We start from the raw sequence: 25,307 nt of genomic DNA, 5'->3' as shown, positions 1-25,307 counted from the left end.
TCCCGGCCCGCGAGCGCCGTCCGCTCACCTCGGCGGGGTCAGCCGCTCCCACAGGAAGGTGTGGACGAGTGCCTCGTTGAAGGCGGTCTGCCCGTGGTCGGTGGCGCCCGCGTGGCCGCCGCCGAGGTGTTCGTGGAACAGGACGGGGTGCCCGTGCTCCCGCAGCCGGGCGGCCATCTTGCGGGCGTGGCCGGGGTGCACCCGGTCGTCACGGGTGGAGGTCAGCAGGAGCAGCGGCGGGTACGGGGGCCCGTCCGTCCGGACCTGGTGGTACGGGGAGATCCGCTCCAGGTGGGGCCGGTCGGCCGGGTCGTCGGGATCCCCGTACTCGGCGATCCAGCTGGCTCCGGCGAGCAGCTTGTGGAAGCGGAGCATGTCCAGCAGCGGCACGTGGGCGACGACCGCGCCGAACAGTCCCGGCTCGCGGGTGAGCATCGCGCCCATGAGCAGCCCGCCGTTGCTGCCGCCCTCGATGCCGAGCTGCGCCGGGGTGGTGACGTCGCGGGCGATGAGGTCCCGGGCGACGGCTGCGAAGTCCTCGTAGGCCCGTACCCGGTTCGCCCCGAGGGCCGCCTTGTGCCAGCCGGGCCCGTACTCGTGTCCGCCCCGGATGCCCGCGACCACGTAGGTTCCGCCGCGTGCGAGCCAGGCGCGGCCGGTGACGGCGCTGTAGCCCGGGACCATGGAGACCTCGAAGCCGCCGTACCCGTAGAGCAGGGTGGGGCCGGGACCGGTGCGCTCCTCGGGGCCGACGACGAAGTACGGCACCCTCGTGCCGTCCGCGGACTTCGCGAAGTACTGGCGGACCGTGAGGCCCTCGGTGCCGAAGAGGGCCGGGCCCTGCTTGACGCTCTCGTCGGCGCCGGCCGGCGCCGTGCCCCGGTAGAGGGTGGACGGCTGGAGGAAGCCCGCGACGTTCAGGAAGAACTCGTCGCTCACGTCCGGGTCGGTGCCGGTGACGGAGGCCGTGGACAGCGGCGGTACTCCGGCCAGCGGTGCGCGGCTCCAGCCGCCGGGGCCCGCCCCGGGGGTCAGGATCTCCAGCCGGGAGGAGACGTCGGCGCTGGTGGTGAGGATCAGGTGGTGGCGGGTCCAGCTCCAGCCGGCCAGCGAGGTGTGCTCGTCCGGGGTGAACAGCACCGCCGCCTCGCGCCCGCCCGCACGGAAGGCCTCGAAGTCGAAGGCCAGCAGACTGCCGGCCTCGTGGCCGAGCCACGGCGATTTCGGGGCGACGATCAGCCACTCGCGGTGGACGGAGGCACCGGCGTCGTCCGGTACCTCGATCTTCGTGGGCGCGGCGCCGATCCCGTCCCCGGGGAGGAGGAGCAGCTCCTGCTTCCAGAAGTCGATCTGCCGGTGGACGAAGTCCCGCTCGAAACCGGGGGTGTCGTCGTGCCATCCGGAGGCGGACAGGTCCGAGGGACGGCCCTCGTAGACCGTTTCCGCCTCCTCCAGGGGCGTGCCGCGCCGCCAGCGGCGCACCTGCAGGGGGTAGCCGGACCCGGACATCGAGCCGGGGCCGAAGTCCGTCCCGATCCAGACCCGGTCCCGGTCGATCCAGCCGATCCGGGTCTTGGCCTCCGCGACCTCGAACCCGCCCGCGACGAACTCCAGCGTCTCCAGGTCGAACTCGCGCACCACGCAGGCGTCCGCACCGTCCCGCGACAGCATGACCAGCGCGTGGCGGTGGTCGGGGGCCAGGACGGCGCTGCCCGCCCAGGCCCACTTCTCCCCCTCGGCCGCGGCGAGCGCGTCCAGGTCGAGGACCGGCTCCCATGCGGGCCGGTCCTTGCGGTACTCCTCCAGCGTGGTGCGCCGCCACAGGCCGCGCACGTGGTCGGCGTCCTGCCAGAAGTTGTAGAGGTGGCGGCCGCGCCGGCGCGCGTAGGGGATCCTGCCGTCGTCGTCGAGGACCTCGCGGATCCCCGACTCCAGCACCTTGAAGCCGGGGTCCGACGCCAGTGCGGACACCGTCTCGTCGTTGCGCTCGCGCACCCAGCCCAGGGCGGCCTCGCCGGTCACGTCTTCCAGCCAGAGGTAGGGGTCTTCTTCGCTCATCCGCCGATTGTGCAGGATCGGCGGACGGGCGCGAATCACCCGCCCCGGGCGGAAATCCCTTTGCCCCGGGCGGGCCGGGCACGGACGATGGCCCCTCGTGAGCAGTTCCCGTTCGTCCTCCGTACTCCCCGACCTGGCCCCCTGGCGGTCCAGCCGCGACTTCCGGCTGCTGTTCTTCCAGGGGACGGTCACCTACTTCGGCTCGTTCATGGCGATGATCGCGCTGCCGCTGCAGATCAAGCACCTCACGGACTCGCCGCTCGCGGTCGGTGCGATGGGCGCGGTGGAGCTGCTCCCGCTGGTGGTCTTCGGCCTGTACGGGGGCGCCCTCGCGGACGCGGTCGACCGGCGCCGGATGATCCTGCTGACCGAGGCCGGGCTCGGGCTGCTCGCCCTGGTGCTCCTGGTGAACTCCGCGCTGCCCCATCCGCGGCTGTGGCCGCTGTACGTGGTCGCGGCCGGCGTCTCGGCACTGACCGGGCTCCAGCGGCCGGCACTGGAGTCACTGATGGCGCGGATCGTGCCGCACGACCAGCTGACCGCGGCCGCCGCGCTCAACGGACTGCGCTACCAGGTCGGCGCGATCGCGGGCCCCGCCCTGGCCGGGCTGGTCGTCGCGTACGCCGGTTACGCCTCGGCGTACTCGCTCACCGTCGTGGGGTTCCTCGTCTCCGTGCTGCTGTGCCTGCGGCTGAGCCCGGCGCCGCCCGTGCGGGGCGCGGAGCGTCCGTCGCTGCGCGGGATCGCCGAGGGGGCGCGGTACGCGTGGAGCCGGCCCGTGCTGCTCGGCACGTACGCCGTGGATCTGGCGGCGATGCTCTTCGCGTTCCCGAACGCCCTCTTCCCCTTCCTCGCGGACGAGCTCGACGCGGTGTGGGCGCTGGGTCTGATGTACGCGGCGGGAGCGGTGGGATCGATGGTGCTTGGCCTGACCAGCGGCTGGGTCTCGCGGGTACGCCGGCACGGGTTGCCGGTCGTGTGCGGGGCCGGGGTGTGGGGGCTGGCGGTGGCGGCCGCCGGCTGGTCCGCGGACATCTGGCTGGTACTGCTGTGCCTGGCGGTTGCGGGCGCGGGCGACATGCTGAGCGGGCTGGGTCGCGCCACGATCTGGAACCAGACGATCCCCGAGGAGCTGCGGGGCCGGCTCGCGGGCATCGAGGTGCTCTCGTACAGCGTCGGCCCGCAGCTCGGCCAGGTCCGGGCGGGCACGATGGCCGGCTGGACCGGTACCCGTACGGCCTTCTGGAGCGGGGGCCTGCTCTGCGTGGCCTCGGTGGCCGCGCTGGCGGCCCTGCTGCCGAAGCTGCTGTCCTACGACGCGGACACGGACGAGGACGCGCTGCGCCGCCGGGCCGGGAAGCAAGCGCGCTCGAGCGGGGCCGCGGGCTGACGGCGGCGTACGGGCTGGGGGGCGGGGGCAGGGGCGGGCGGTCAGCTCCGGGGGCCGTCCTCCTCGCCGGGGTCTCGGCCGGTGAGGGCGGCCGCGGCGGTCAGGGCCAGCAGCAGGCAGCCGGCCGCCCCGGCCAGCGCCGGTCCGGGGCCCCGGAGGGTCCAGGCCGCGCCGAACAGGAGGGAACCCGCGAAGCGAGCGAGGGCCTGCGCGGTCTGGAGCACCGCGAGTCCGGTCGTACGGAGCCCCGCGGGCAGCAGGGGTCCGGCGGCGGCCATCAGCACCCCGTCGGTGGCCGCGTAGAACAGGCCGAGCAGTGCGAGGACCCCGAGGACCCGCGACACCCCGGGGAGGGGCGCCGGGCCGGACGGGAGCGGGACCAGGAGCAGCAGGCAGGCGCCGAGCAGCAGCAGGTGTCCGCCGAGGAAGACCCGGTGGCGCCCCCGCCGGTCCGCGAGCCTGCCCACGGGCACGGCGGCGAGCAGGAACACGGCCGCGGTGCCGACGGGGAGCAGCGGGAACCAGGCGACCGGCAGGTCCAGGCGCCGCTGGAGCAGGAGGTAGAGGAAGGAGTCGCCGACGGTGAACAGGCCGAGCACGACGGCGGTCAGACAGAGCCGCCGCAGGCCCGGAATCCTCAGGAGGGTCCGGACCGCGGGCACCCCGGGGGGCGTGGCGGGCGCGAGGTGCGGGGTCGGGGTCGAGGCCGGGGCTGCGCTCTCGCGTACGAACAGGGCCAGCACCAGCACCCCCAGTACCGCGAAGCAGCAGCTCACGGTGAAGACGGCCGGGTAGCCGTCCACCGCCACCCACAGCACCCCGAACGCCGCCAGCGGCCCCAGCAGCGCCCCGGTGGTGTCCATCGCGCGGTGCACGCCGAAGGCGCGGCCCTGCTCCCCCGGCGGGCAGGACAGCGAGATCAGCGCGTCGCGCGGGGCCGTGCGCAGTCCCTTGCCGGTCCGGTCGGCGGCGAGGACCACCGCCACCGACCAGGGGGCGGTGACCGCCAGGAGGGCCGCCTTGCACGCGGCGGAGACCGCGTAGCCGGTACCGGCGACGAGCTTGCGGCGGTGGGTGCGGTCCGAGACCCGTCCGCCCACGAGGCGCAGCAGCGCGGTGGCGCCCTGGCCCAACCCGTCCAGGGCGCCGAAGGCGAGCGGGGACATCCCGAGTCCGGCCACCAGGTACAGGGGCAGGACGGCGGTGACCATCTCCGCGGAGACGTCCGTGAACAGGCTGACCAGGCCGAGTGCGAACACCGTTCCGGGGAGGGCCCGCACGGGGCCCTTCGCGGCCGCGGGGGCTGTGGGATCCGCGAGGTCCGTGGGATCCGCGGGATCCGCGGGATCCGCGGAGGCGTCCGCCGCACGGCTGGTCGACAGGTACACGGATGCCTCTCTCAGAACCAGTTGAGGGTGAGGGGGAAGGTGGCGGAGGCGGTGGTGTTGGTGGTGTCGGTGGCGGTGGCGGTGATCTGGACGGTTCCGGTGGCCCAGGGTTTGCCGGTGATGCGGCCGGTGCTGGCGTCCAGGGTCAGGCCCCAGGGGAGTCCGGTGGCGGTGTAGCGGGCGGGGGGCTTTCCTCCGGTGGTGGTGAGCTGGATGGTGCAGGTCTGGTTGAACTTGCAGGTCTGGGGGCCCGGGTTGACCAGCTTCAGATCACCAGGAGTCGGAGTCGGCGTGGGTGTGGGCGTAGGGGTGGGCGTGGGGGTCGGCGTAGGTGTGGGGGTCGGAGTGGGGTCCGTGGAGCCGCCGAACACCTCGCTGATGGGCTGGACGTTGGCCGCGTTCCCCGCGTGCGTGGCCGTGCCGAAGAGGTCCTCGAACGTGCGCAGCAGGTGGTGGTGGTTGAAGGCCGTGGCGTACGTGCCCGTCTTGACCTTGGCCCCGTAGAAGACGGTGGCGATCTGGTTCGATCCGAGGTAGTTGTCCTCGTCCCATGTCAGCACCAGGAGGCTGTTGTTGGCCTTGGCCCACTGTGCGTAGGCGTCCAGGTTGTTCTTCGTCCAGGTGTCGCCCGTGGTGGCCGAGCAGGAGTGCATGTCGTTGCACAGGTTGGGCACCACGAACGACAGGTTCGGCAGCGCGGCGAAATTGCCCTGCGGGAACTGGGCCCAGGTCTTCCCGGTGTTCAGCGGCACGTTCTTGAAGGCGAACCACGGGTTGTGCTTCTGCGCGTACTGGCCGTTGGTGCAGGCCGTGGAACCCTCGGCGGGCAGGTCCTCGTTGTACGTCGCGAAGGTCTTCCCGGCCGCGATCAGCTCCTGGCCGAGGTTGGCCGCGGTCATAGACTGCGGGGTGTAGCAGCCGTCCCCGGTGATGCCCTGGGTGCCGCCGGAGAAGAGGTTGAAGTAGTTCGGCTGGCTGGGGTGGGTCAGCGCCTTCATTCCGGTCAGGCTGGCACCGCCGCCCGCGAGCTGGTTGACGTACGGGGCGTTGGCGCTGCCGATTACCTCGCCGTACTGCTTGTTCTCGTACACGACGACGACCACGTGGTCGTACGCCGGCAGTGCGGCAGCGTTCGCGAGGGTGGTCGAACCACCCTCTGCCGCTTCCGAGTTGGCGATGGTGAACGCGCCCAGCAGGCCGAGCGCGCCGAGTCCGGCGACGAGCGCGGACCGGTGGACCCGGTGTCTCGCGCTTGCCGTCGGCTTCGTCGTCGGCTTGGTCGTCGGCTTGGTCGTCGGCTCCGTTGCCGAGGGACGGATGGGCATGGGTGGTTCCTCCTCTTGGTGGGTGGTGTCATTCCTCGCGCCGTGCCGCACCGGCCACGGCGATGTTCAAGAACCGGGGTACGGGGCGCCCTCGGCTGCGGAAGTCCTCCGCGACCGCCGCCCGTACGGCCGTCAGTCGCGGTCCGGGCAGCAGCACCAGCACGCTCCGCCCCGGGCCCTGCCCGGGTGGCCACGCGCTCAGGGCCCCGGCCCGGCGGGCGCAGGCCACGGCCCGGGCCAGGTCCGCGGCGCCGTCCCCGCTGCCGGGACGCACGGCCAGCAGCACCAGGCGGGCCCCCGAGTCGGCCGGGTCGAAGACGACGTACCGCTGCCGGTGGCGCCGGGATTCCGGGGAGCGCGGGCCGTGGCCCAGCAGGAGGGCCCGGCCGGGCCGGGCGAACAGGGCCCCCCGGCGCAGGGCCTCGTCGCCGTCCGGCAGCGCCCCGGCCATCAGCCGGGCCAGGGTGGCGCGGTCCGGCTCCTCGCCCGCCGGTGTGTGTACGTCGGCCACCGCCAGCGCCACCGCGCAGTCGGCGGCCTCTTCGGTGGCCAGCCCGGCGGCCGCGGTGAGGGAGCCCTGGACGTGCAGGTCGGTCCCGCCGCGGCCGTACCCGGCCCGGGCCAGTGCGCGCAGCAGGGCGTACGGCCGGACGGCCCAGGCCGGGGCGGCGGGCGGTGGCCCGGACAGGGTCAGCGGCAGATCGCAGCTGTCCGCGGGGTGGCCGAGCGAGCTGAGCCGGACCAGGCCGTCGGTGCGCGGTGCCGCGGCGGCGGCCACCGGCCAGCTCGCCGCCGCGACGAGCCCCGGAGAGCCCAGGTGGAAGGTGTACGGGGCGCTCCAGACGGCCGCCGGGGGCCGGCCGTGCACGGACTCCAGCGCGTAGGCGACGAGCCGGAAGAGCGGGTTGGCGGTGGCCCGCCGGGCGAGATCGCCTCCGGCGGGGGCAACGGGGACAGCAGGGGCGGCGGGGACGGCGGCCCCGATCGAGGCAGCGGGCCCGGCGGCGGGGCCGGCTGTTTCGGCAGGCCCCACGGCAAGGCCAGCCGGTTCGGCAGGCCCCGCGACGAGGCCGGCTGATTCAGCAGGCCCCACGACGAGGCCGGTGGGGACAGCAGGGCGGACGGCGGGGACGGTTGGTTCAGCAGGCGCGGCGGGTGGGGCGGTGGGACCCGGGCCCGTCACGGCTGGTCCTTGCGGGCCAGCAGCCGGTAGGCGTTGCCCCCGTCCGTGCGCCGGACCACGGCCGTGCGCAACCCGTCGAGCACCGCCGCGGCGGCGAAGCACGGCAGCGCGGCCGCCCGTACGGCATGGGCGAGGGCTCGCCCGCCCGGTGTGGCCGGGTCCGCCCACGGCCGGTCCGGGTCCGGGGCCAGCCGTGTCGCGGTCAGCGCCACCGCGCCGAAGAAGTCGTTGCCCTGGTGGGCCCGTCCGTGCTCCTCGGCGAGCACGGTGAACCCGCGGTCGGCCAGCGCCGCACGCAGGTTCGCGGCCGGGATCAGGTGCTGGTGCTGCGGCTGGAACCAGGGAAGCCAGGCCGGGCCGAGCAGGCCGGCCATGCGCGATTGCGGATCGGGGAGCTCGATGGTCAGGTACCCGCCCGGGGCGAGGACCGCGGCCGCCGTGTCCAGTTCCGCGAACGGGTCCCGGGTGTGCTCCAGGTAGTGGTACATGCTGACCACCTCGTACTGGCCCGCCAGTTTCACCGCGAACTCCGGGAACTGGCCCCGGTGTCCCGTCTCCACCCAGCCGCGCCGCTCCGCCTCGCGGACGCCCGCGCCCATGTCCAGCCCGTCGAACCGGGTGCCCGGCCAGACGGCGCGCGCCGCGTTGCAGAAGTGGCCGTGCCCGGTGCCGACATCGAGCCAGGACGCCGGCTCGGCATGGGGCCGGAGCATCTCGGCCCGGCCCCGGTAGGCGGCGCCGAGCCGCCCGAAGACCGTGGCCGCGCCCTCGCCGCCGCGGCCGTCGTAGAAGTCGCGGTAGTAGAACTCCAGCCCTTCCGGGGAGAGTCGGGGGTTCTGGAAGACGTGCCCACAGTCCCCGCAGCGTTCCAGGGTGAACCGGCCGGGCTTGCCCTGGAGCAGATCGGGCACCCGGACCCGGACGGACAGCCGCCGGAAGCCGCACCAGGGGCAGTCCGGGCGGCGCGGTTCGAAGAACCGGGCGGTGCCGGTGGCCAGGTCCGCGCGGTAGGCCTCGGCCGGCGCGGAGGCCCGAGCGGCCGAGGCCCCCGCCGCCGCGCCCCGCGCCTCCGTGTCCGGCGCCTCCGTGTCCGGCGCCGCCGCGCCCCCCGCCGCGTCCCCGGAATTCGCTGGCTCGGTGCCACGGGTGCGGGCCGCCGCGGCGGCCGTGCGCAGGGCGGCGCCGAGGGAGCGCACCGGCCGGGCGGCCGTGGCCGGGGCCAGGTCGCCGGGGTGCAGGGGCGTACCGGGCAGGCCGAGGGCGAGATACGGCTGGATCCAGTACAACCCGGCCGCGACGGCCCCCCACCGGCCCTGGCGTACGGCGACACCCGCCAGCAGCGCCAGCCCGGCTAGCTGCGCCGCTGCCAGTGCCCCCGGCGGCAGCCCCTGGGCCCGGAGCTCACCGGCCCGCGCCGCACCGCCCGCTTCGTCCGGTGCTCCGCAGCTCAGGGCCGGTGCGATGGCCAGTCCCGTGGCGTCGGAGGCGTACTCCTTCAAACGGCGGGTCAGCGCCAGGAGTTCCGCCGGGGTCGGGTACGGCCGGGCCAGGTCCGCCCCGGCCCGCGCGAGCACCGACTCGGAGACGAGCACCGCGAAGCCCGCTCCGCGGCCCTCCCCGAGCCGGTCCTGCCGGTAGCCGGCCGGGTCCACCAGCCGCAGCAGGCTCAGCGCCCGCTCGGCGGGCAGGTCCCCCGGCAGCAGGTCCAGTACCCGCAGCCCCTCCCGGTCGGCGTACGCGCACGCGGCGAGGAAGGTGGCCGCGTCGGGCTCGACCCCGCGCGCGGTGAGCAGTCGCCATCCGGCGGCCCGCGGCACCCCGGCGGACCCCGGACCGGTCATGGGCTCGGTCACGGGCAGCACCGGGATCGCCCGCAGCCGGCGGGCGGCGCGCACGGTCCCGGCGCCGAGCGCGGCCAGCAGCAGCACGGAGATCCAGCGGCCCTGGGACGGGCGGGTCGGCAGGACGGGATGGAGCGGGGAACGGGTCACAGGAGTTTCTCCAACCGGTCGGCCGCGGCGGCGGCGCCGCCCGCCGCGGCGAATGAGGTCTGGATCCGCCGGGCACCCCGGCGGTGGACGGGGTCGTCCAGCACGGCCGTCAGCGCGTCGCGCAGTTCCTCGGCCCTGGTCCTGCCGAACCGCACCCGCACGCCGGCCCCGGCCGCCACGACCTGACCGGCGACGATCGGCTGGTCGTCACGGATCGGCGCGACCACCAGCGGCAGGCCGTGCGCGAGGGCCTCGCACACGGTGTTGTGGCCGCCGTGGCAGACCACGGCGTCCAGGTGGGCGAGCAGCTCGAGCTGCGGCACGCTGTCGCGCAGCAGCACGTTCCCGGGGACCGCCCCGACCAGGGAGGAAGGGGCCACCATCACCAACTGGACTTCTGCTGCGAGCCGTTCGGCGGCCCCCAGCACCGCGCGGTAGAACCGGCCGCCGGCCTCCTGGTTGAGGGTGCCCAGCGATACGAGCACCCGTCGCCGCTCCGGATCCAGCCGCGACCAGGGGAATCCGGGCGCGGGCGGGCGGGCTCCGAAGGCCGGGCCGACGAAGGCGTAGTGCGGCGGGAAGTCCTCGTCCCCGCCGACCAGTTCGCGGCTGGAGAACACCAGGACCAGCCGGTCCGAGAAGCGCGGGTCCCACTGCGGTCCGCCCGCTTCCCCGGCGGCACCGCAGTGCGCCAGCAGTCCCCCGATCTGCGCGGCGACCCACTCCCCCACCTTCGGGAAGTCCGCGAAGGGACGGGTGAGTTCGGCCGATGTGCTGGCGGAGGTGACCCACGGCACCCCGAGTTCACGTGCGACCACGGGGCCGGCCAGGGCCTGCTGATCGGCGACCAGCAGGTCCGGCCCGAAGGCGTGGACCGCCCGGGTGACCCCGGGCACCATGGCCCGGGCGAGCGGCACCAGTGCCTCCTCCCACAGGAACCGCAGCGCCCCGACCCCGCGCAGATCGCGCCAGCGGGCGTGCAGTGCCGCGTACCCGCCGCCCTCCTCCTCTCCGGCGGGCAGGATCCGGGCGTGTTCGGGCAGCAACCGGAAGAGCACTCCGGTCGGCCCGGTCCACGCGACCTCGTGGCCCCGGGCGGCCAGTTCGCACCCGACCGCCACCGTCGGATTGACGTGACCCGCCAGTGGCGGCACGGCGAAGAGCACCTTCACGGGACCAGCACTCCCGCCCGCGGGCGCACCGCCGCCTCCACCGGTGCCCCGGACGCCGTTTCCGCCATTGCCCCGGCAGCCGCGTCGAGGTGGGAGAGTACGGCCGCTCGCAGCGCTCCGCTGCTCTCCTTCAGCACGTCGTGCCCCAGACCCGGCAGGATCTCGACGGCGGTGACCAGCGGGGCGTGGCGGGCCAGTTCCCGTGCGCCCGGGACCAGTTCGGAGTGCTCCCCGCAGACGATCAGGACCGGGCAGTGCAGCCCGGCGTAGTCGGCCGGGGTGAAGGTGCGGCTCGCCGCGATGTCGTCGATGAGGGTGGTGCGGTTGAGCAGGTCGTCGGCGATCGCGGTGAGGCTGGCCGCCTTGCGCAGGCGCAGGGTGAGCAGTTCGGCGGGGACCGGGCTGTCCTCCAGGCTGAGGGCGGCGGCCGAGAGCGTGTCCACCATGTTCTCCACCCAGGCCCCGCCGAGCGGGGGTTCGAGCAGGGTGAGTCCGGTGACCAGGTCGGGCCGGGCGAGGGCGGCGTGCAGGGCGAGGGTGCCGCCGTAGCTGTTGCCGACCAGGTGCACCGGGCGCCGCCCGAGGCCGAGCGCGCCGAGCAGCGCGAAGAGGTCCCGTACGGCGGTGCGGCTGTCGTAGCCGGTGGCGGGCCGTTCGGTGCGGCCGTGGCCGCGCAGGTCGTAGAGGACGACCTCGTGGCCGGCCCGGGCCGCGGGGACGGCCAGGGGGCAGTAGAAGGAGGACAGGTTGTCGACGACCAGTCCGTGCAGGAACACCACCACGGGGCGTTCGGGACGGTCGGGGGCGGCCGCCCCGGCGGCGGCCGGGAGTCGCCGGTCGTGGTCGGCGGGACGCTGCTGCACGTGGACGGCGGGTGGCTGCTGCACGTGGTCGACTGGGCGCTGCTGCACGTGGTTGGCGGGCAGTTGCTGCACGTGGAAGCGGACGGAGCCCGCGGTGACGAAGGCCATGGCGGATCAGCCCTTCGACGCGGGCCCGGCGGCGCCGGCCGCCGGGACCCGGGCGAGGGAGGCGTGGGTGATCCGACCGATGTGCGTGACGAGTTCACCGACGGACATGGCGAGGATCGCGTCCATGTCCTTCTCGGACAGGAAGCCCATCAGGTCCACGTCCGCTCCGTAGCGGTGGTGGAGCAGTTCCGCGAGGGCGACGAACTCGATGCTCTCCAGGGCGAGGTCCTCGTTGAACGTCGTCTTCATCGTGACCTCGTCCGCGAGGAGGTACTCGTCACCGACGATCTCCACGAGCATGCCGGTGATCTCGGCGAGGATGTCAGCTGCCATGACTGGTCTCCGTGAGGTGGGAGGGGACGGGGGACGGAGTCGCGGGACGGTCGGTCCAGGCGACGATGTGAACGGGTGGCACGTCCGTGAACAGGGTGGTGCGGACCTGGTACGGGTGCCCGTCCGGGGACAGCACCCGCAGCCGGCCGGAGCCGGGGTCACCGGCCGCCCGCCAGTCGCGCGGCCGGCCGCCGAGCCCCGTTCCGGCCGCCTTGGCCGCCGCCTCCTTGGCGCACCACAGCGCCGTGAGGGCGGCCGGCAGGCCGGTGCCCTCGTGGGCCGCCAGCCGCTCGGCGAGGGCGAGTTCGCCCGGTGCCAGTGCGATGCGGATCAGCGCGTCCGGGTCGGTGGTCACCGGCTCCACGTCGATGCCGACGGGGTGGACGCGGTGGGCGAGGGCGACCGCGATCCGGTCCTTGTGGGCGATCGTCAGCCGGATTCCGGCGGCCAGGGCTCCCCCGGCGCGGGGCCGGCCCGCGGGGTCGTTGCCGACCGGGACCTCCACCGGGAAGACCGGCCCGGCTCCGCCGTCCCACAGCAGTTGCCGCAGGGCGTCCTTGGCGGCGATCCGGCCGAGCAGCCAGGGCGCCCGGGCGCGCGGCGCCAGCCGCTCGTACGCCGTGCGCTCGGCGGCGCCGAGGTAGCGGCGCATGACGAGCTCCTGCGAGGCGGGGTCGCTCCAGCGGCGCCGGGCCAGGCACCACCCCTCGGGCCGGGGTTCGCCGATGCCGCACACCTCCGGGGTGAACTTCATCGGCCAGACCCGTTCGTCGGCGCCGAACCGGCGGTACGTCCAGCCGTCGATCCGGGCCCACACCCGGCCGTCGGCCCGGCAGAGCTCGACGTCACCGCGCACGGTGACATCGCCCACCTCCCGGATCCGGGCCGTGGCGGTCACCAGCTCGCGGGGAGCGGGCGGGGGCCCGGAGAAGCGGATCCGGTCCACGGTGGCCGGGAACACCAGCCGGTCGACCGGGAGCCGCAGCTGCATCCAGTGCCCGAACAGCTGTCCCGCGGCATCGAGCAGCGCACCCGGGTCGGGCAGTGCCCGCAACACCCCGTGGATGCCGTCGGCGCCGACGGCCCGTACCTCGTGCACGCCCGCGAAGCGGGGGCCGTGGAACATCCACCGGTCCCGGTAGAGGGCCTCGGCGCTGACCGGGGCCGGCCGCGGGTCGCGCAGCGGCGTGGGATCGGGCCCGGGCAGCGTTCCGTAGCGCTCCCCGAGGAGCACGACCACATCGGCGTACTCCCCGAGGGTGACGCGGATGCGGCCGGGGCCGTCGCCGCGGACCGTGATCCGCACGTCGACGGCCGGTTCGACGGCGAGCCAGCGCAGGGCCCTTACCCGGTCGTAGCCGATCACGACGAGGCCGGGCGGGGCGTGCCGCAGGGCGGCCTCGGCCGCGAGCTCCAGCATCGTGGTCATGGGCACGACGGGGAACCGGTCGGACGCGTCCGGCCAGCCCTCGGGCTGCAGGTAGACGCAGTGGTCCCGTACGTAGGGCAGCGCGGCGAGCGAGAGCCGCAGGGTCCGCTGTCCCGCGGCGCCGCCGCCCGGACCGGGCGGCGGTACGGATCCCGCCGGCTGCGGCGAGCTCGGCTCCGGGCGGGTGTCGGTGGGGTCCGCGTCCAGGGCCGACAGCAGGACCGGCCTGGGTCCGGCGGCCACCGGGGCGGCGGGGGTGTGCGCGGCTGACGTGGTGGACCGGGCGGATGGGGTGGACAGGGTGACGGGGGCTGAGGGAACCAGTGCGGCCACCGGGGCAGCCGGGACCGGGGCGCCGGCCGGGGGCAGCAGGCCGCCCAGGGCAGTGCGTGCCGCCTCACCGAGACGGACCAGCGGCGACCCGAGGTCCAGGTGCACGGACCGCCCCCGTGCGGGCGGGGCGGGCGGTATCGGCGGTACGGGTGGTGCGGACGGACCGGCGGGCGGCATGGCCGGCGTGGCGGACGGCAGGGCCGGGGCGGCGGCCGGTGCGGCCGGTGTCGCGGACGGCACGGCCGGGGCGGCGGCCGGTGTGGCGGGCGGTATGCCCGGGGTGATGGCCGGTATCGCGGACGGCACGGCCGCGGTGGCGGGTGCCGCCGTGAGGCGGTCCCAGCGCGGGGCGTGGCCCTCGGTCCACAGGGCGGCGCAGGTGCGCCGGAGGGCGGCGAGTCCCGCGAGCCGGGGGGAGGAAGCCGACACCGAGAGGTGGGGGCGCTCGCGCAGGGTGTCCTCGACGAAGCCCGGCAGGCTTCCCGGGCCCAGCGTGACGAAGCCGCGGACGTCGGCGTCCTCGTACAGCCCGAGCACCAGCTCGCGGAACCGTACCGGCTCCAGGAGGTGGCGGACCACCAGCTCGCGGACCTCGTCGGGCGCTTCGGGGAACGGCGCGCAGGTGGTCGCCGACCAGAGGGGGAGGGTGCCCGGCCGCAGCGGCAGCCGGCCGAAGGCGGCACGGACCTGTCCGAGGTAGGGCTCCCACATCGGGGTGTGGAAGCCCGAGCGGAAGGGGAGTTCCTGGCCGAGGACCCCGTCGGCCTTCAACCTCGAGAGCACAGCGGACACTTGGTCCGGATCTCCGCATATCACCGACTGATGGGGGCAGTTGTCGTGGCTGACCACCACCCCGTCCAGACCGTGGAGCGCCGCCTGCACCCGCCGGGTCCCGCAGCCCAGCGCCGCGTAGACCAGGTCCGGGACCTTGAGCGAACCCGGCCGCAGCGAGTCCAGGAAGGTGTCGGCCGCGTCCTGCGGGTACATACCGGCGGCGACCATCGCCGCCCACTCCCCCAGGCTGTGGCCGGCCAGCACATCGGCCTCGATGCCCAGTTCCGGCAGGACCCGGGCGAAGAAGCGACCCGTCGCGATCGCGTCCAGGGCCCGCTCCATCAGCTCCTGGCCCCGGCTCAGCCGCGGCCGCTCCAGCCCCAGCCGGTCCGCCACGTCGTCCAGCGCGGGGGTGAACTCCGGTTCCAGGCCCGGGAAGAGGAATGCCAGCCGGCCGCCCAGCGGCTCGGGCGTGAACCACACCTCCCCCCGCCCGCGCCAGGCCCGGCCGCGCGCCACCACCTTCGCGGCGAGCGCGAGCCGCTGGGGGGTCGGCCCCACCACGGCGAGCCGGCACGGCCCGTCGCCGCCGGAGACCGGGGAGCCGTCCGCCAGCCGGGCCGACAGCTCGGCCGCACCGGCCGCCCCCATCAGGAGCACCTCCTCCCGCGCGGGCGCCCCGACCGGCACGGCCGGACCGCCGAGCGGCAGGAACCGCCGTACGGGCACGGCACGCCGCACGGCACCGGGGGCCTCCTCCAGCACCACGTGCGCGTTGATGCCGCCGAAGCCGAAGGCGTTGACCCCGGCCCGGCGCGGCTCCGGGCCGCGCTCCCACGGCCGGGCCGACGTCACCGGCCGCATCCGGGTCCGGGACAGGTCCGGGTGCGGATCCTCCAGGTGCAGGGTCGGCGGCAGCACCCCCTCGTGCACCGCGAGCGCCGCCTTGATCAGTCCGGCCATCCCGGAGGCCTGCATGGTGTGCCCGAGCATCGATTTCACCGAGCCGAAGCCGATGTCGCCCCCGCTCTCCAGGGGAGCGCCGAACACCTGGGCCAGCGTGTCCAGTTCGGCGGCGTCCCCCACCGGGGTGCCGGTCCCGTGCGCCTCCAGCAGGCCCAGCGCCCCGGGAGCCCGCGGATCCAGGCCCGCCTCCCGCCAGGCCCTTTCCAGGGCCCGTACCTGGCCCGCGACGAGCGGGCTCATCAGGCTCGCCGCCCGGCCGTCCCCGGCCACCCCGGTGCCGCGGATGACCGCGTAGATCCGGTCGCCGTCGCGCTCCGCGTCGGCCAGCCGCTTCAGCAGCACCACCCCGGTGCCCTCGGAGAGCAGGGTTCCGTCGGCCCGCCGGTCGAAGGGCCGGATGCGTTCGCTGGGACTCAGGGCCCGCAGCTGCGTGAACACGCTCCACAGGGTGGCGATGTGGCAGTGGTGCACGGCCCCGGCGACCACCGCGTCGCAGCGCCCGCCGGCCAGCAGCCCCACCGCCTGGTCCACCGCCAGCAGTGAGGAGGCGCAGGCCGCGTCCAGGGTGTAGGCGGGGCCGCGGAAGTCCAGCCGGTTCGCGGTCCGGGCGGCCGTGAAACTCGGGACGAGCCCGATCGAGGCCTCCGGACGCTCGGGGCCGAGGGCGTCCTGGAAGGCGGTGCGCACCGCCGCGATCCGCCGCTCGCCCAGTTCGGGGGCGAGATCGCGCAGGGTCTGCGCCAACTGGTGTGCCGTGCGCACGCGCTGGTCGAGGCGTGCGGTGGCCACTCCCATGAACCCGCCGCGTCCCAGCACCACCCCGATCCGGGAGCGGTCGGCCGGGAGGCGGCTGTCGCCGCCCGCGTCGGCGACCGCCTCGGCCGTCGCGTGCAGGGCCAGCATCTGGTCCGGTTCGGCCCCGTCCACCGCGGCCGGCATGATGCCGAACCGGGTCGGATCGAAGGCGGCGAGCCCGTCCACGAATCCGCCGCGCCGGCAGTAGAAGCGGTCACCGGCGGCCGGTCCGGTGGCGCCGGCCGGGTCGTAGTACACCTCGGGATCCCAGCGCCCGGGCGGAACTTCGCCGATGCAGTCCGTTCCGGCGAGGAGGTTGCGCCGGTACGCGGCCAGGTCCGCGGCGCCCGGGAACACCGCCCCCATCCCGACGATCGCCGCGTCGGTGGGACGCGGGCCGCGCCTGCGCGGTCGCCGCTGCGGGTCAGCCACGGTCCTCACGCTCCCCGCGGCCCTCGGCCATCAGGACCACCTGTACGTCGGTCCCGTGCGCGAGTTCGGCGAGGAACGCGGCGGCGCCCGCGTCGGGCTCGATGAGCGGTATGCCGCGCCGGAGGTACGCACGGGCCAGTTCGGGGCTGACCATCCCGCCCGCCTCCGCGGCCCAGGGGCCCCAGTCGACGGACAGCACGCGGCCCGGGAAGGCTGCACCGACACCGCCGGGCGCCCAGGTGCGGGCGAGGCCGTCGAGGGCGTCGTTGGCGGCCGCGTAGTCGCTCTGGCCGCGATTTCCGTACACTCCCGCCACGCTCCCGAAGAGGGCGAGGAACCGGGGTGCGGGCGCCGTACCGTGCTCGGCCGCGGCGACGGCGAGGTTCCGGGCGCCGGTCACCTTCGTGGTGAACACCTCGGTGAAGGCCTCCGGCCGCTTGTCGCGGAGCAGCCCGTCGTTCAGGGTCCCGGCACCGTGCACGATGCCGTCCAGCCTGCCGTGCCGTTGCCGTACTCCGGCCACGACGGCCCGTACCGCCTGTTCGTCGGTGACGTCCGCGCAGTGGTAGCTGACGGACGCGGCCACCGCGGCGAGGGCCGTGAGGGTGGCGCGCACTTCGCGTGCGGCGAGGATCCGCGAGGCCGCGGCCTCGATCTCCACGGGGGTGCGCAGGCCGGTCGCGATCAGGGCGGCGCGCAGGGCGACCCGGTCGGTGGCGTGCCCGAACTCGTCTGCCTCGGACACGGGTTGAGGTGTACGTCCCATCAGCTCCACGTGGCATCCGGTGGCCCGGGCCAGTGCGACGGCGGTCCGGGCGGTGATCCCGCGGGCCCCGCCCGTGAGCAGGACGACGGAGTCCGCTCCGAGGGGCGGCGGGCCGTCCGTGGGTGCGAGCGGTGCGGGTACCGGCCGGCGGGTGATCCGTACGCCCTCGGCGGTGTACCCGACGGAGGCGGGGTCCTCGGCGGCGGCGGCGTGCGGATCGGGGGTCCCGGGCAGCCCGCAGCTCAGCTCGGCGAGGAGCTGCTGCGCTATCCGTTCGGGGTCCTCCTTGGGGTGGACGTCCACCGCGCGGATCAGCCTGCCGGGGAACTCGAGTGCGGCACTGCGGGCGAAGCCGTGCAGGCCGGCTCCGGGAGTGCCGGGTCCGGTGACGAGGAGGAGCCGGTGCACGCCACCGGTGAGGGCCCGCTGCAACCCGGGAAACACCTCGGGCAGGACGGGCTCCGAGCCGGGCCGCAGGGCGGACAGCTCGAGGACCGCGTCGAACCCGGCGTCGGCTTCGGCGAGTTGCCGTACGTCGGCCCCCCGGGCCCGCAGGGCCCCGGTGAGGGCGGTCACAACGCCCAGGCCGTCCCCGACGACCCCGATCCGCAGCCCCCGCAGGACCTCCGGGTCCCCGGAGGGCGCCGGGAGCGGCTGCGGGTCGACGCGCAGCCGGCTGAGCGCGGGGGCGGCCGTGGCCGCCGTGTGCGCGGTGTCCGCGGCGTCCGCCGTGTGCGCGGCGTCCGCCGTGTGCGCGGTGCCCGCGGTGCCCGCGGTGTGCGCGGCCTCCGCCGTGTCCGCCCTGTGCGCGGCGTCCGCCGTGTGCGCCGATCCGGCCGGGTCTGGCGCCGCTGGCGCGGCGGTGTGGGCGGTGACCCAGTCGACGATGCCGCGCAGGGTCTTGATGCGGGACAGCTCCTCGACAGCGGACTCGGCGGAACCGCCCGGGTCCTGGGGAAGCCCGATCCGGTCGGCCAGGGCGCCGATGATCTCGACGCGTTTGATCGAGTCGATGGACAGGTCCGCCTCCAGGTCCAGCTCGGGGTCGAGCATGTCCCGCGGGTATCCGGTCCGGGTGTGGACGATCTCCACGATCACGTCCATCACCTCCTCGGGCGACCGAACGGCCCCACCGGACGCCAACGCCCCCGATCCGTCACCCCCGACCCCTGCCTGGTCCCCCCCAACCGTCCCAGCCACCGCGCCGACATCGCCCCGGTCACCCCCGTCCGTCCCCGCCGACCCACCGACACCGGCACCGACACCGGCACCGGCACCGGCACCGGCACCGGGCCAATCGCCCCCGGCCATCCCCACCGACCCACCGACACCGGACCCAGCCCAGTCACCCCCAGCCGTGCCCGCCGACCCGCCGACACCGGCACCGGCCCAATCGCCCCCGGCCATCCCCGACGTCCCCCCGACACCGGCCCCGGCCCCGGCCCAGTCACCTCCGGCCATCCCCGCCGTCCCACCGACACCGTGCCCAGCCCCATCGCCCCCGGCCGTCCCACCGGCACCGTCCGCGCCACCGGGGCCCGCCGGCCATGACTCGGGTTCCCCGACTGTGGGATGCGCACCCGCCTGGGCCCCGCCGTAGGCCGTCGTCCACGTGCCGTCGAGGACGCCCGGCAGCGCCGGTCCGGCAGCCGCGCCCTGCGAGCCCCCGAGGCCGTGGCCGTTCACCGCACCGGGAGCGAACACCCCCTGCGCTGACAGCAGCCCGGGAGTGGCGCCCCGGCCCGGCTCGCCCGGCGGGCCCGGGGCGGCGGCCGCCCCCATGGCAGCCACTTCCTGCCAGCCCGCCAGGCCCTGGCCGTTCCCCGCCCATGTGGCAGCCGCCTCCGGCCGCATGCCCGGCACCGCGCCCGAGCCCGTGGCTGTGGCGTCGGGCCACCGGCCCGGTCCGGCGTCGGGGCCGGATCCCTGTCCGGGGAGCGGAGCCTCCAGGGCCGGACCCGGCTCCGCGGTGGCCCGGAACCACAGGGCGACCGGCTCCGCGCCGTTCCGGGCCCGCGGCGCGACCGGGTCCTCTCCCGGCGGCGACGAGCCCAAGTAGCCCAGCATGACGTCGCGCTGCGCCTGAACCAGTTCGCGGGAGCCGCGCAGGTACTCCAGGACCGCCGCCCCACGGTGGTCCGCAGCCTCGGGCCGGCTGCCCGCCTCGGGCGGTCCGCCGACCGGGAACGGGGCGCGGAGGCCGTTCACGTGCCCGGAAGCCGGGTCGGCCGGGCCCGCCACCGGACCGGGGCCTGCGGCCGGGTCGGCGCTCGGGGTCTGGATCATCTGGTGTCCTCCCATGTCTTGCGCTACGGCGTACAGCTGGCCCCCTGCGGACCGCGAGCCGTCCACGATGTGGCTCCGGTGGCCGTTGACCCGGTCGGCAACCGGCGTCCGGGCCGGGCCCGCAGGCATCCCCGGGAGCCCGGGCACGGATGTCGCCCCGGGCACCGGCGTCGAGCCGGGCAGGTCCCCCGACGCGGACTTCGCCCCGGGCACGGACAGCGGCGCCATGCCGACCACCGCTCCCGGCACGGACACCACCCCGGGCACCACCGGGGCACCCGGCAGACCGACCGACGCGGACAGCGACCCCTCCTCGGGGGCCTCCGTGGCACCCGCCAGGGAAGCCGCCGGGCCACCCGGCACGGGCCGCGGCGCCACCGTGGCACCCGCCACCGAACCCCCCGAGCCACCTGCCACGGGCAGCGGCACGGGCAGCGGCACCACCGTGGCACCCGGGGCCGAACCCGTCGGGCCGGGCACCCGCACCCGTCGGGCCGGGCGGAGGCCTCCGGGGACCGGGGTGCCGTTCGACGTGCGGACCAGGTGGCCGTCCACCAGCCAGCCCGGGCGGCGGGGAGCGCGCTCGGGGAGCCGGGTGGTGCGGCCGCGGAACAGCGCCTCCGGGGTCACCGGCACGCCCGCCGCCGTCAGTTCCGCCAGTGCGGTGACCAGGCGCAGCAGCCCGTGTTCGCCCGGCACGTCCAGCGGGACCACCGTGTGCGGCCGGTCGCGCAGGATGCGGCCGACCAGCCCGGACAGGACGCGGCCCGGTCCTGCCTCGACGAAGGTCCGTACCCCGGCCGCGTACATGTTCTCCACCTGCTCGACGAACCGGACCGGCTCGGCGAGCTGCCGGGCCACGAGGTCCCGTACCTCCTCGGCGGTCCCCGGGTACCGGCCGGCCGTCGTGTTCGACCAGACCGGGACGGCGGCATCGGCCAGCGCCGTCCCGGCCAGCTCGTCGGCGAGGGCCGCGGACGCCCCCGCCACCACCTCGCTGTGGAAGGCGCAGGCCACCGGGATCGGGTCCGCGCAGACGCCCGCGTCGCGCAGGGCGGCCACCGCCGCGGCCACGGCGGCGGAGGGGCCCGAAATCACGCACTGCCGGGGGGCGTTGTGGTTGGCCACCACGCACCCGGCGCGCGCCGCGATCTCCCGCACCTCCTCCGGCGCGGCCACCACCGCCGCCATCGTCCCCGGATCCGCCCCGGCCGCCGTCACGATGGCCTCGGCCCGGCGCGCGCTCAGCCGCAGCAGGCTCTCCTGGTCCCACACGCCGGCCGCCCGCAGCGCGGTGAGTTCGCCGTACGAGTGCCCGGCCACGCAGTCCGGCCGTACGCCCAGCGATCCGAGCAGCAGGTGCGCCGCCGACCCCGCCAGCCCCAGGGCCGGCTGGGCCACCCGGGTGTCGGTGACCGCGGCCCGCTGCGCGGCCCGCCCCGGCGCGGTGAAGGCCGCCGGGGGGAACATCGCCGAGGTCACCTTCACCGGCGCCGCATCCAGCAGTTCCCGCAGCGCGGGGAACGCCATGAACAACTCGCCGAGCATTCCGGGGCGTTGGCTGCCCTGTCCCGGGAAGAGGAAGGCCACCTGGCCGGGGTCCGCGGCCTCGTCCCGTACGTGGACCCCCGCACCCGGCCCGAAGGTCCGCGCCCGCTCCAGCCGGGCCGCCAGTTCGTCCAGGTCGCCGGCCACGACCGCGACCCGTACCGGGCCGGCGTCCGCCGCGGTCTCCGCGGCGAGGTCGCGCAGTGTCCAGGGGCGCCCGGCCGTGTCGTTCTCCTCCAGCCTGGCCGCCAGCCGGGCCATGGCCCGGCCCGCCGCCCGCCGGTCGGCGCCGCGGAAGCAGAACAGCTCGGCCGGCCACTCCTCCCGCCCGTGCCGGGGCTCCTCCGATCCGGCGTGACCGGCCAGCACCGCGTGGTAGTTCGTGCCGCCGAAGCCGAACGCGCTGACCCCCGCGATCCGCCGCTCCACGGGCGCCGCCCACGGCCGTGCCTCGGTGTCGAAGGAGAACGGGCTGCTCTCCGCCGCCCAGGCCGCGACGGGCGCCTCGAGGTGCAGGGTCGGCGGCCGTACGCCCGAGTGGACCGCCCGGGCGGCCTTGATCAGTCCGGCCAGGCCCGCCGCGCACTTGGTGTGTCCGATCTGCGATTTCACCGAACCCAGGGCGCAGGCTCCCGGAGCGGCACCCGCGGCGGTGAACAGCTCGCTCAGCACCGCCAGTTCGGTGCTGTCTCCGACCACGGTGCCGGTACCGTGCGCTTCGACCAGGCCGACTTCGCGGGGGCTGATGCCGGCCCGGGCGTAGGCCCGTTCCAGCGCCCGCCGCTGTCCTTCGGGCCGGGGCGCGGTCAGTCCGAGGGAGCGTCCGTCGCTGGAGGCTCCGACCGCCTTGATCACGGCGTACACCCGGTCGCCGTCCCGTTCGGCGTCCGCGAGCCGCTTCAGGACGAGCGCCCCCACCCCCTCGCCGAGGGCGATTCCGTCGGCGGCCGCGTCGAAGGGCCGGCAGCGGCCGCCCGGGGACAGCGCCCGGACGGAGGAGAAGAGCAGGTAGTCGTTGATGCCGTTGTGGACGTCGGCGCCGCCGCACAGCACCATGTCGCTGTCGCGGTCGCGCAGTTGGCGGCAGGCGAGGTCCAGTGCGGCCAGCGAGGAGGCGCACGCGGCGTCGACGGTGCAGTTCGCGCCGCCGAGGTCCAGCCGGTTGGCGACCCGGCCCGCGATGACGTTGGCGAGGACTCCGGGGAAGGAGTCCTCGGTCAGGCGCGGGAGTTGCGCGTCGAGTTCCGCGGGGAGCTCGCCCAGGTAGCCGGGGTACAGCGCACGCAGCCCGTAGGCGCCCGCCAGTTCGGTACCGGCCTCCGCGCCGAAGACCACTGAGGTCCGCGACCGGTCGAACTCGCGGTCCTTGCCGTACCCGGCGTCGGTCAGGGCCCGCGCCGAGATCTCCAGGGCCAGCAGCTGCACCGGCTCGATCCCGGCCAGCGACGCCGGCGGGATGCCGTGCGCGAGGGCGTCGAAGGGCATCGGGCCGAGGAAGCCGCCCCAGCGGGACGGGGTGCGCTCGCCGGCCCGCGCCGGATCGGGGTCGAAGTGGAGCTCCGGGTCCCAGCGTTCGGCCGGCACCTCGGTCACCGCGTCGCTCCCGGCCAGGATCCCGGCCCAGTAGGCGGCGAGGTCCGGTGCGCCGGGGTAGGCGCAGGCCATGCCGACGATGGCGACGTCCAGCGGCTCGGGCGGCGGCTCCTCGCCCCGGGCGGGAGCGAGCTCCCCGGCCCGTCGCCGCAGCAACTCGGTGGCTCCTTCGGTGACCTGCTCGTGCAGCGCGGCGATCGTGGTGGTGGCGGAGCGCAGTGCGGCGGCCTGGCCGAGCATGAACAGCCCTTCCTCGTGCTGCTGTTCCTCGTCCACGGGCTCCAGCCCCACGCCGTCCGCTCCGCGCCGCAGCCCCTTGCTGGCGATCCTCAGCCGCCCCAGGTTGAGCCGCTCCAGTTCCTCCCACACCTCGCGCGGTTCGGCGCCGCCTTCCGCGAGCCGCCGCCGGGTCTCCTCGAAGGTCCCGGCGTACGGAGTGGCCGCGCACCGCGTGGCGTGTCCGGGCGCGGTGTGCAGCAGCACGGTGTCCGTGCACTCCACCGCCGCGCGCTGGAACCGGGGCAGGACCGCACCGGCCGCCACGGCCTCCTCGGTGAAGAGGTAGGCGGTGCCCATGAGCACCCCGACGCGGGCGCCCCGCTCGGCCAGTGGCGCCGCGGCCGTCACGGCCATCGCGGCGGAGCGCCCGTCGTGGATGCCGCCGGCGAACAGCACGTCCAGTGCCGCCGGTTCGGGGCACGACAGCAGCAGCTCGATCTGCTCCTCCCACAGCGGGAACGAGGCGCGCGGCCCGACGTGTCCCCCGCACTCCAGCCCCTCGAACACGAACCGCCGTGCCCCCTCGGCGAGATACCGCTCCAGCAGCCCCGGTGAGGGCACGTGCAGGTGGGTCCGGATCCCGGCGGCCTCCAGCGGGGCCGCCTGCCCCGGGGTGCCGCCCGCGATGATCGCGTACGGGGGCCGCACCCCGGCGACGGCCGCCAGTTGCCCGGTCCGCAGTGCGGCCGGGGCGAAGCCGAGGAGCCCCACGCCCCAGGGCCGGTCCCCGAGCCGCGCGGCGGCCTCGGCGAGGAGCCGCCGTACCTCCGGTGGCTCCATCACCGCGAGCGCCAGATAGGGGACCCCGCCCCCGTCGGCGACCGCTTCGGCGAAGGCGGCCTGGTCGCTCACCCGGGTCATCGGCCCCTGCGCGACGGGGAGCGGCTGCCCCGGGTCCCTTCCGCCCGCCAGCGGCCGGGCCCGTACGACGGCTGCCAGATGCCCCTCCACGGCGGCGCGGAGCGCCCGCAGGACACCGCCGGTCGTCCGGTGACGTGCGGCCAGCCGGGCCGCCGCGGCCCCGTCCTGACCCACCGGGAGCAGCTGCGTGCGCAGGTCCCGGGCGCCGAGCAGGGTGGCCGCCGGCCCTTCGGGCGGGGTCAGGTCGGGGCGCGCGTACACCCGGTGGCCTTGGACCAGCCGGGTTTCGGACCCGTCCATGGCCCGTACGGCCGCGGCCACTTCGGCGGGCAGTGTGGCCTCCCCTTCGGGGGTGAGGGCCAGTTGTACGTCGACCAGCACTCCGGCGGCTCCGCCCGCGACGGCCGCGGCCGCCGTGTGCGGCCCGATCCCGCCGAACGCCCGGACGGGCAGGGTGATCCCGGGGTCGGCGAGCAGCTGCTGGAGGAGGACGAAGGTGGTGGTCCCGCCCACCCGGCCGCCGGCCTCGTGCCCCTTGGCGACGAGCGCCCCCACCCCGGCGGCCACGGCGGTCCGGGCCCGCGCCGGATCGGTGACCTCGGCCCATACGCGCGGCCGCCCGCCGCCCGCCCCCCAGTCGGCGACCCGCTCCGGGGTGTGCGAGGCGGGGTCGGCGAGCAGCACCGTGTCCACTTCCGGCGGCAGTTCCCGCGGCCCGACCGGGCAGCCCTCGGGCACCCGTACCCCGTACCGGCCGCCGCGGAGGCGGCGGGCGAGCTCGGCGAAGGCGCGGCGCGCGGCCCCGGCGTCCCGGCCGAGGTCGAGCAGGCCGAGGGAACCGGCGTGTTCGGCTGCGAGGACGATCCGCGGGTTGGGCTCCCCGAACGGGCTGACGGCGACGACGAGTTCGCGCCCGTCGGCGGCGAGCCGGTCGGGCTGCCGCGCGGGCGGTGACGGCGGGAGCGGCGGGGACTGCGGAGGGCGTGGGGAGTGCGTGGTTCCCGGCGACCGCGGGAGCGGGGACGGTGGAGGTTGTGGGGACACGGACGCTCCTCTTCCAATGCGGTGTGACATGGCGCAGTGCGGGGCGGAAGACGGGGACAGCGGCGGGCGGGCTTGCCGCGGTGGGATGGGGTGCGAGGTGCGCGAGGTATGCAACGTGTGCGACCTGTGCGTCGGCCGGGAAACCCGTGGGGAGCAGGCTTGAGCGGTGGTCAAGTTCCCTGACGCCGCGATGCATCGTGCGGTGACGGTCCCGCACTGTCAACGGTCATCCGGAGCACTCCGCTCAGCGCCCCGTGCGCCCCCCGCCCACCCCGACCGCCCCCGGTCCGCACCGGCGGCACACTCCCGCCGGCGCGGTGGCCTGCGGCGTTGCTGCGCGGGCGGCCCCGCCCCGGCGCGGGTGCCGGCGTACGCCGTACGCGCGCCTCA

Annotated in this window: 11 protein-coding genes; 1 reads left to right on the top strand and 10 read right to left on the bottom strand. The window is 75.9% G+C overall.

Annotation, left to right across the window (positions count from 1 at the left end; genetic code table 11):
- Positions 1-24: 24 nt before the first annotated feature.
- Entirely contained in the window at positions 25-2,058 is a 2,034-nt protein-coding gene (locus OG904_RS31300; protein ID WP_405496760.1) for a prolyl oligopeptidase family protein, read from the bottom strand.
- Positions 2,059-2,155: 97 nt separating this feature from the next.
- Between OG904_RS31300 and OG904_RS31295 the strand changes: the two genes are divergently transcribed.
- Positions 2,156-3,448, top strand: a complete 1,293-nt coding sequence (locus tag OG904_RS31295; RefSeq protein WP_405496758.1) for an MFS transporter — start codon at positions 2,156-2,158, stop codon at positions 3,446-3,448.
- Between the two features lie 41 nt (positions 3,449-3,489).
- On the opposite strand, the gene OG904_RS31290 is transcribed toward OG904_RS31295, so the two are convergent.
- The 9 genes from OG904_RS31290 to OG904_RS31250 form a co-directional block, all read right to left on the bottom strand.
- The gene (locus tag OG904_RS31290; protein ID WP_405496756.1) at positions 3,490-4,836 is read right to left on the bottom strand and encodes an MFS transporter; all 1,347 of its coding nucleotides are present in this window, start codon (positions 4,834-4,836) and stop codon (positions 3,490-3,492) included.
- Positions 4,837-4,847: 11 nt separating this feature from the next.
- Positions 4,848-6,161, bottom strand: a complete 1,314-nt coding sequence (locus tag OG904_RS31285; RefSeq protein ID WP_405496754.1) for an alkaline phosphatase family protein — start codon at positions 6,159-6,161, stop codon at positions 4,848-4,850.
- A 28-nt stretch (positions 6,162-6,189) separates the two neighbouring features.
- Positions 6,190-7,194: a galactokinase gene (locus OG904_RS31280; protein ID WP_405496752.1), complete on the bottom strand. Its 1,005-nt coding sequence runs from the start codon at positions 7,192-7,194 to the stop codon at positions 6,190-6,192.
- Between the two features lie 146 nt (positions 7,195-7,340).
- The gene (locus OG904_RS31275) at positions 7,341-9,335 is read right to left on the bottom strand and encodes a class I SAM-dependent methyltransferase (RefSeq protein WP_405496750.1); all 1,995 of its coding nucleotides are present in this window, start codon (positions 9,333-9,335) and stop codon (positions 7,341-7,343) included.
- Complete coding sequence (locus tag OG904_RS31270) at positions 9,332-10,507, bottom strand: glycosyltransferase (protein ID WP_405496748.1); 1,176 nt, start codon at positions 10,505-10,507, stop codon at positions 9,332-9,334. Before OG904_RS31270 ends, OG904_RS31275 begins: the two co-directional genes overlap by 4 nt.
- A complete protein-coding gene (locus OG904_RS31265; protein ID WP_405496746.1) occupies positions 10,504-11,478 on the bottom strand; it encodes an alpha/beta fold hydrolase in 975 nt (324 codons plus the stop codon). The genes OG904_RS31270 and OG904_RS31265 overlap by 4 nt, the downstream gene beginning before the upstream one ends.
- A 6-nt stretch (positions 11,479-11,484) precedes the next feature.
- Positions 11,485-11,811: an acyl carrier protein gene (locus OG904_RS31260; protein ID WP_405496744.1), complete on the bottom strand. Its 327-nt coding sequence runs from the start codon at positions 11,809-11,811 to the stop codon at positions 11,485-11,487.
- Entirely contained in the window at positions 11,801-16,540 is a 4,740-nt protein-coding gene (locus OG904_RS31255; protein ID WP_405496742.1) for a beta-ketoacyl synthase N-terminal-like domain-containing protein, read from the bottom strand. The genes OG904_RS31260 and OG904_RS31255 overlap by 11 nt, the downstream gene beginning before the upstream one ends.
- Positions 16,533-24,947 carry an SDR family NAD(P)-dependent oxidoreductase gene (locus OG904_RS31250; protein WP_405496740.1) on the bottom strand — a complete coding sequence of 2,805 codons (8,415 nt, stop codon included), beginning with the start codon at positions 24,945-24,947 and terminating at the stop codon, positions 16,533-16,535. Before OG904_RS31250 ends, OG904_RS31255 begins: the two co-directional genes overlap by 8 nt.
- Positions 24,948-25,307: the final 360 nt, after the last annotated feature.

This window comes from Streptomyces sp. NBC_00096, from assembly GCF_045041305.1.
In the GTDB taxonomy this organism is placed as follows: Bacteria; Actinomycetota; Actinomycetes; order Streptomycetales; family Streptomycetaceae; genus Streptomyces.
This window is presented reverse-complemented; position numbering and strand designations above follow the sequence as displayed.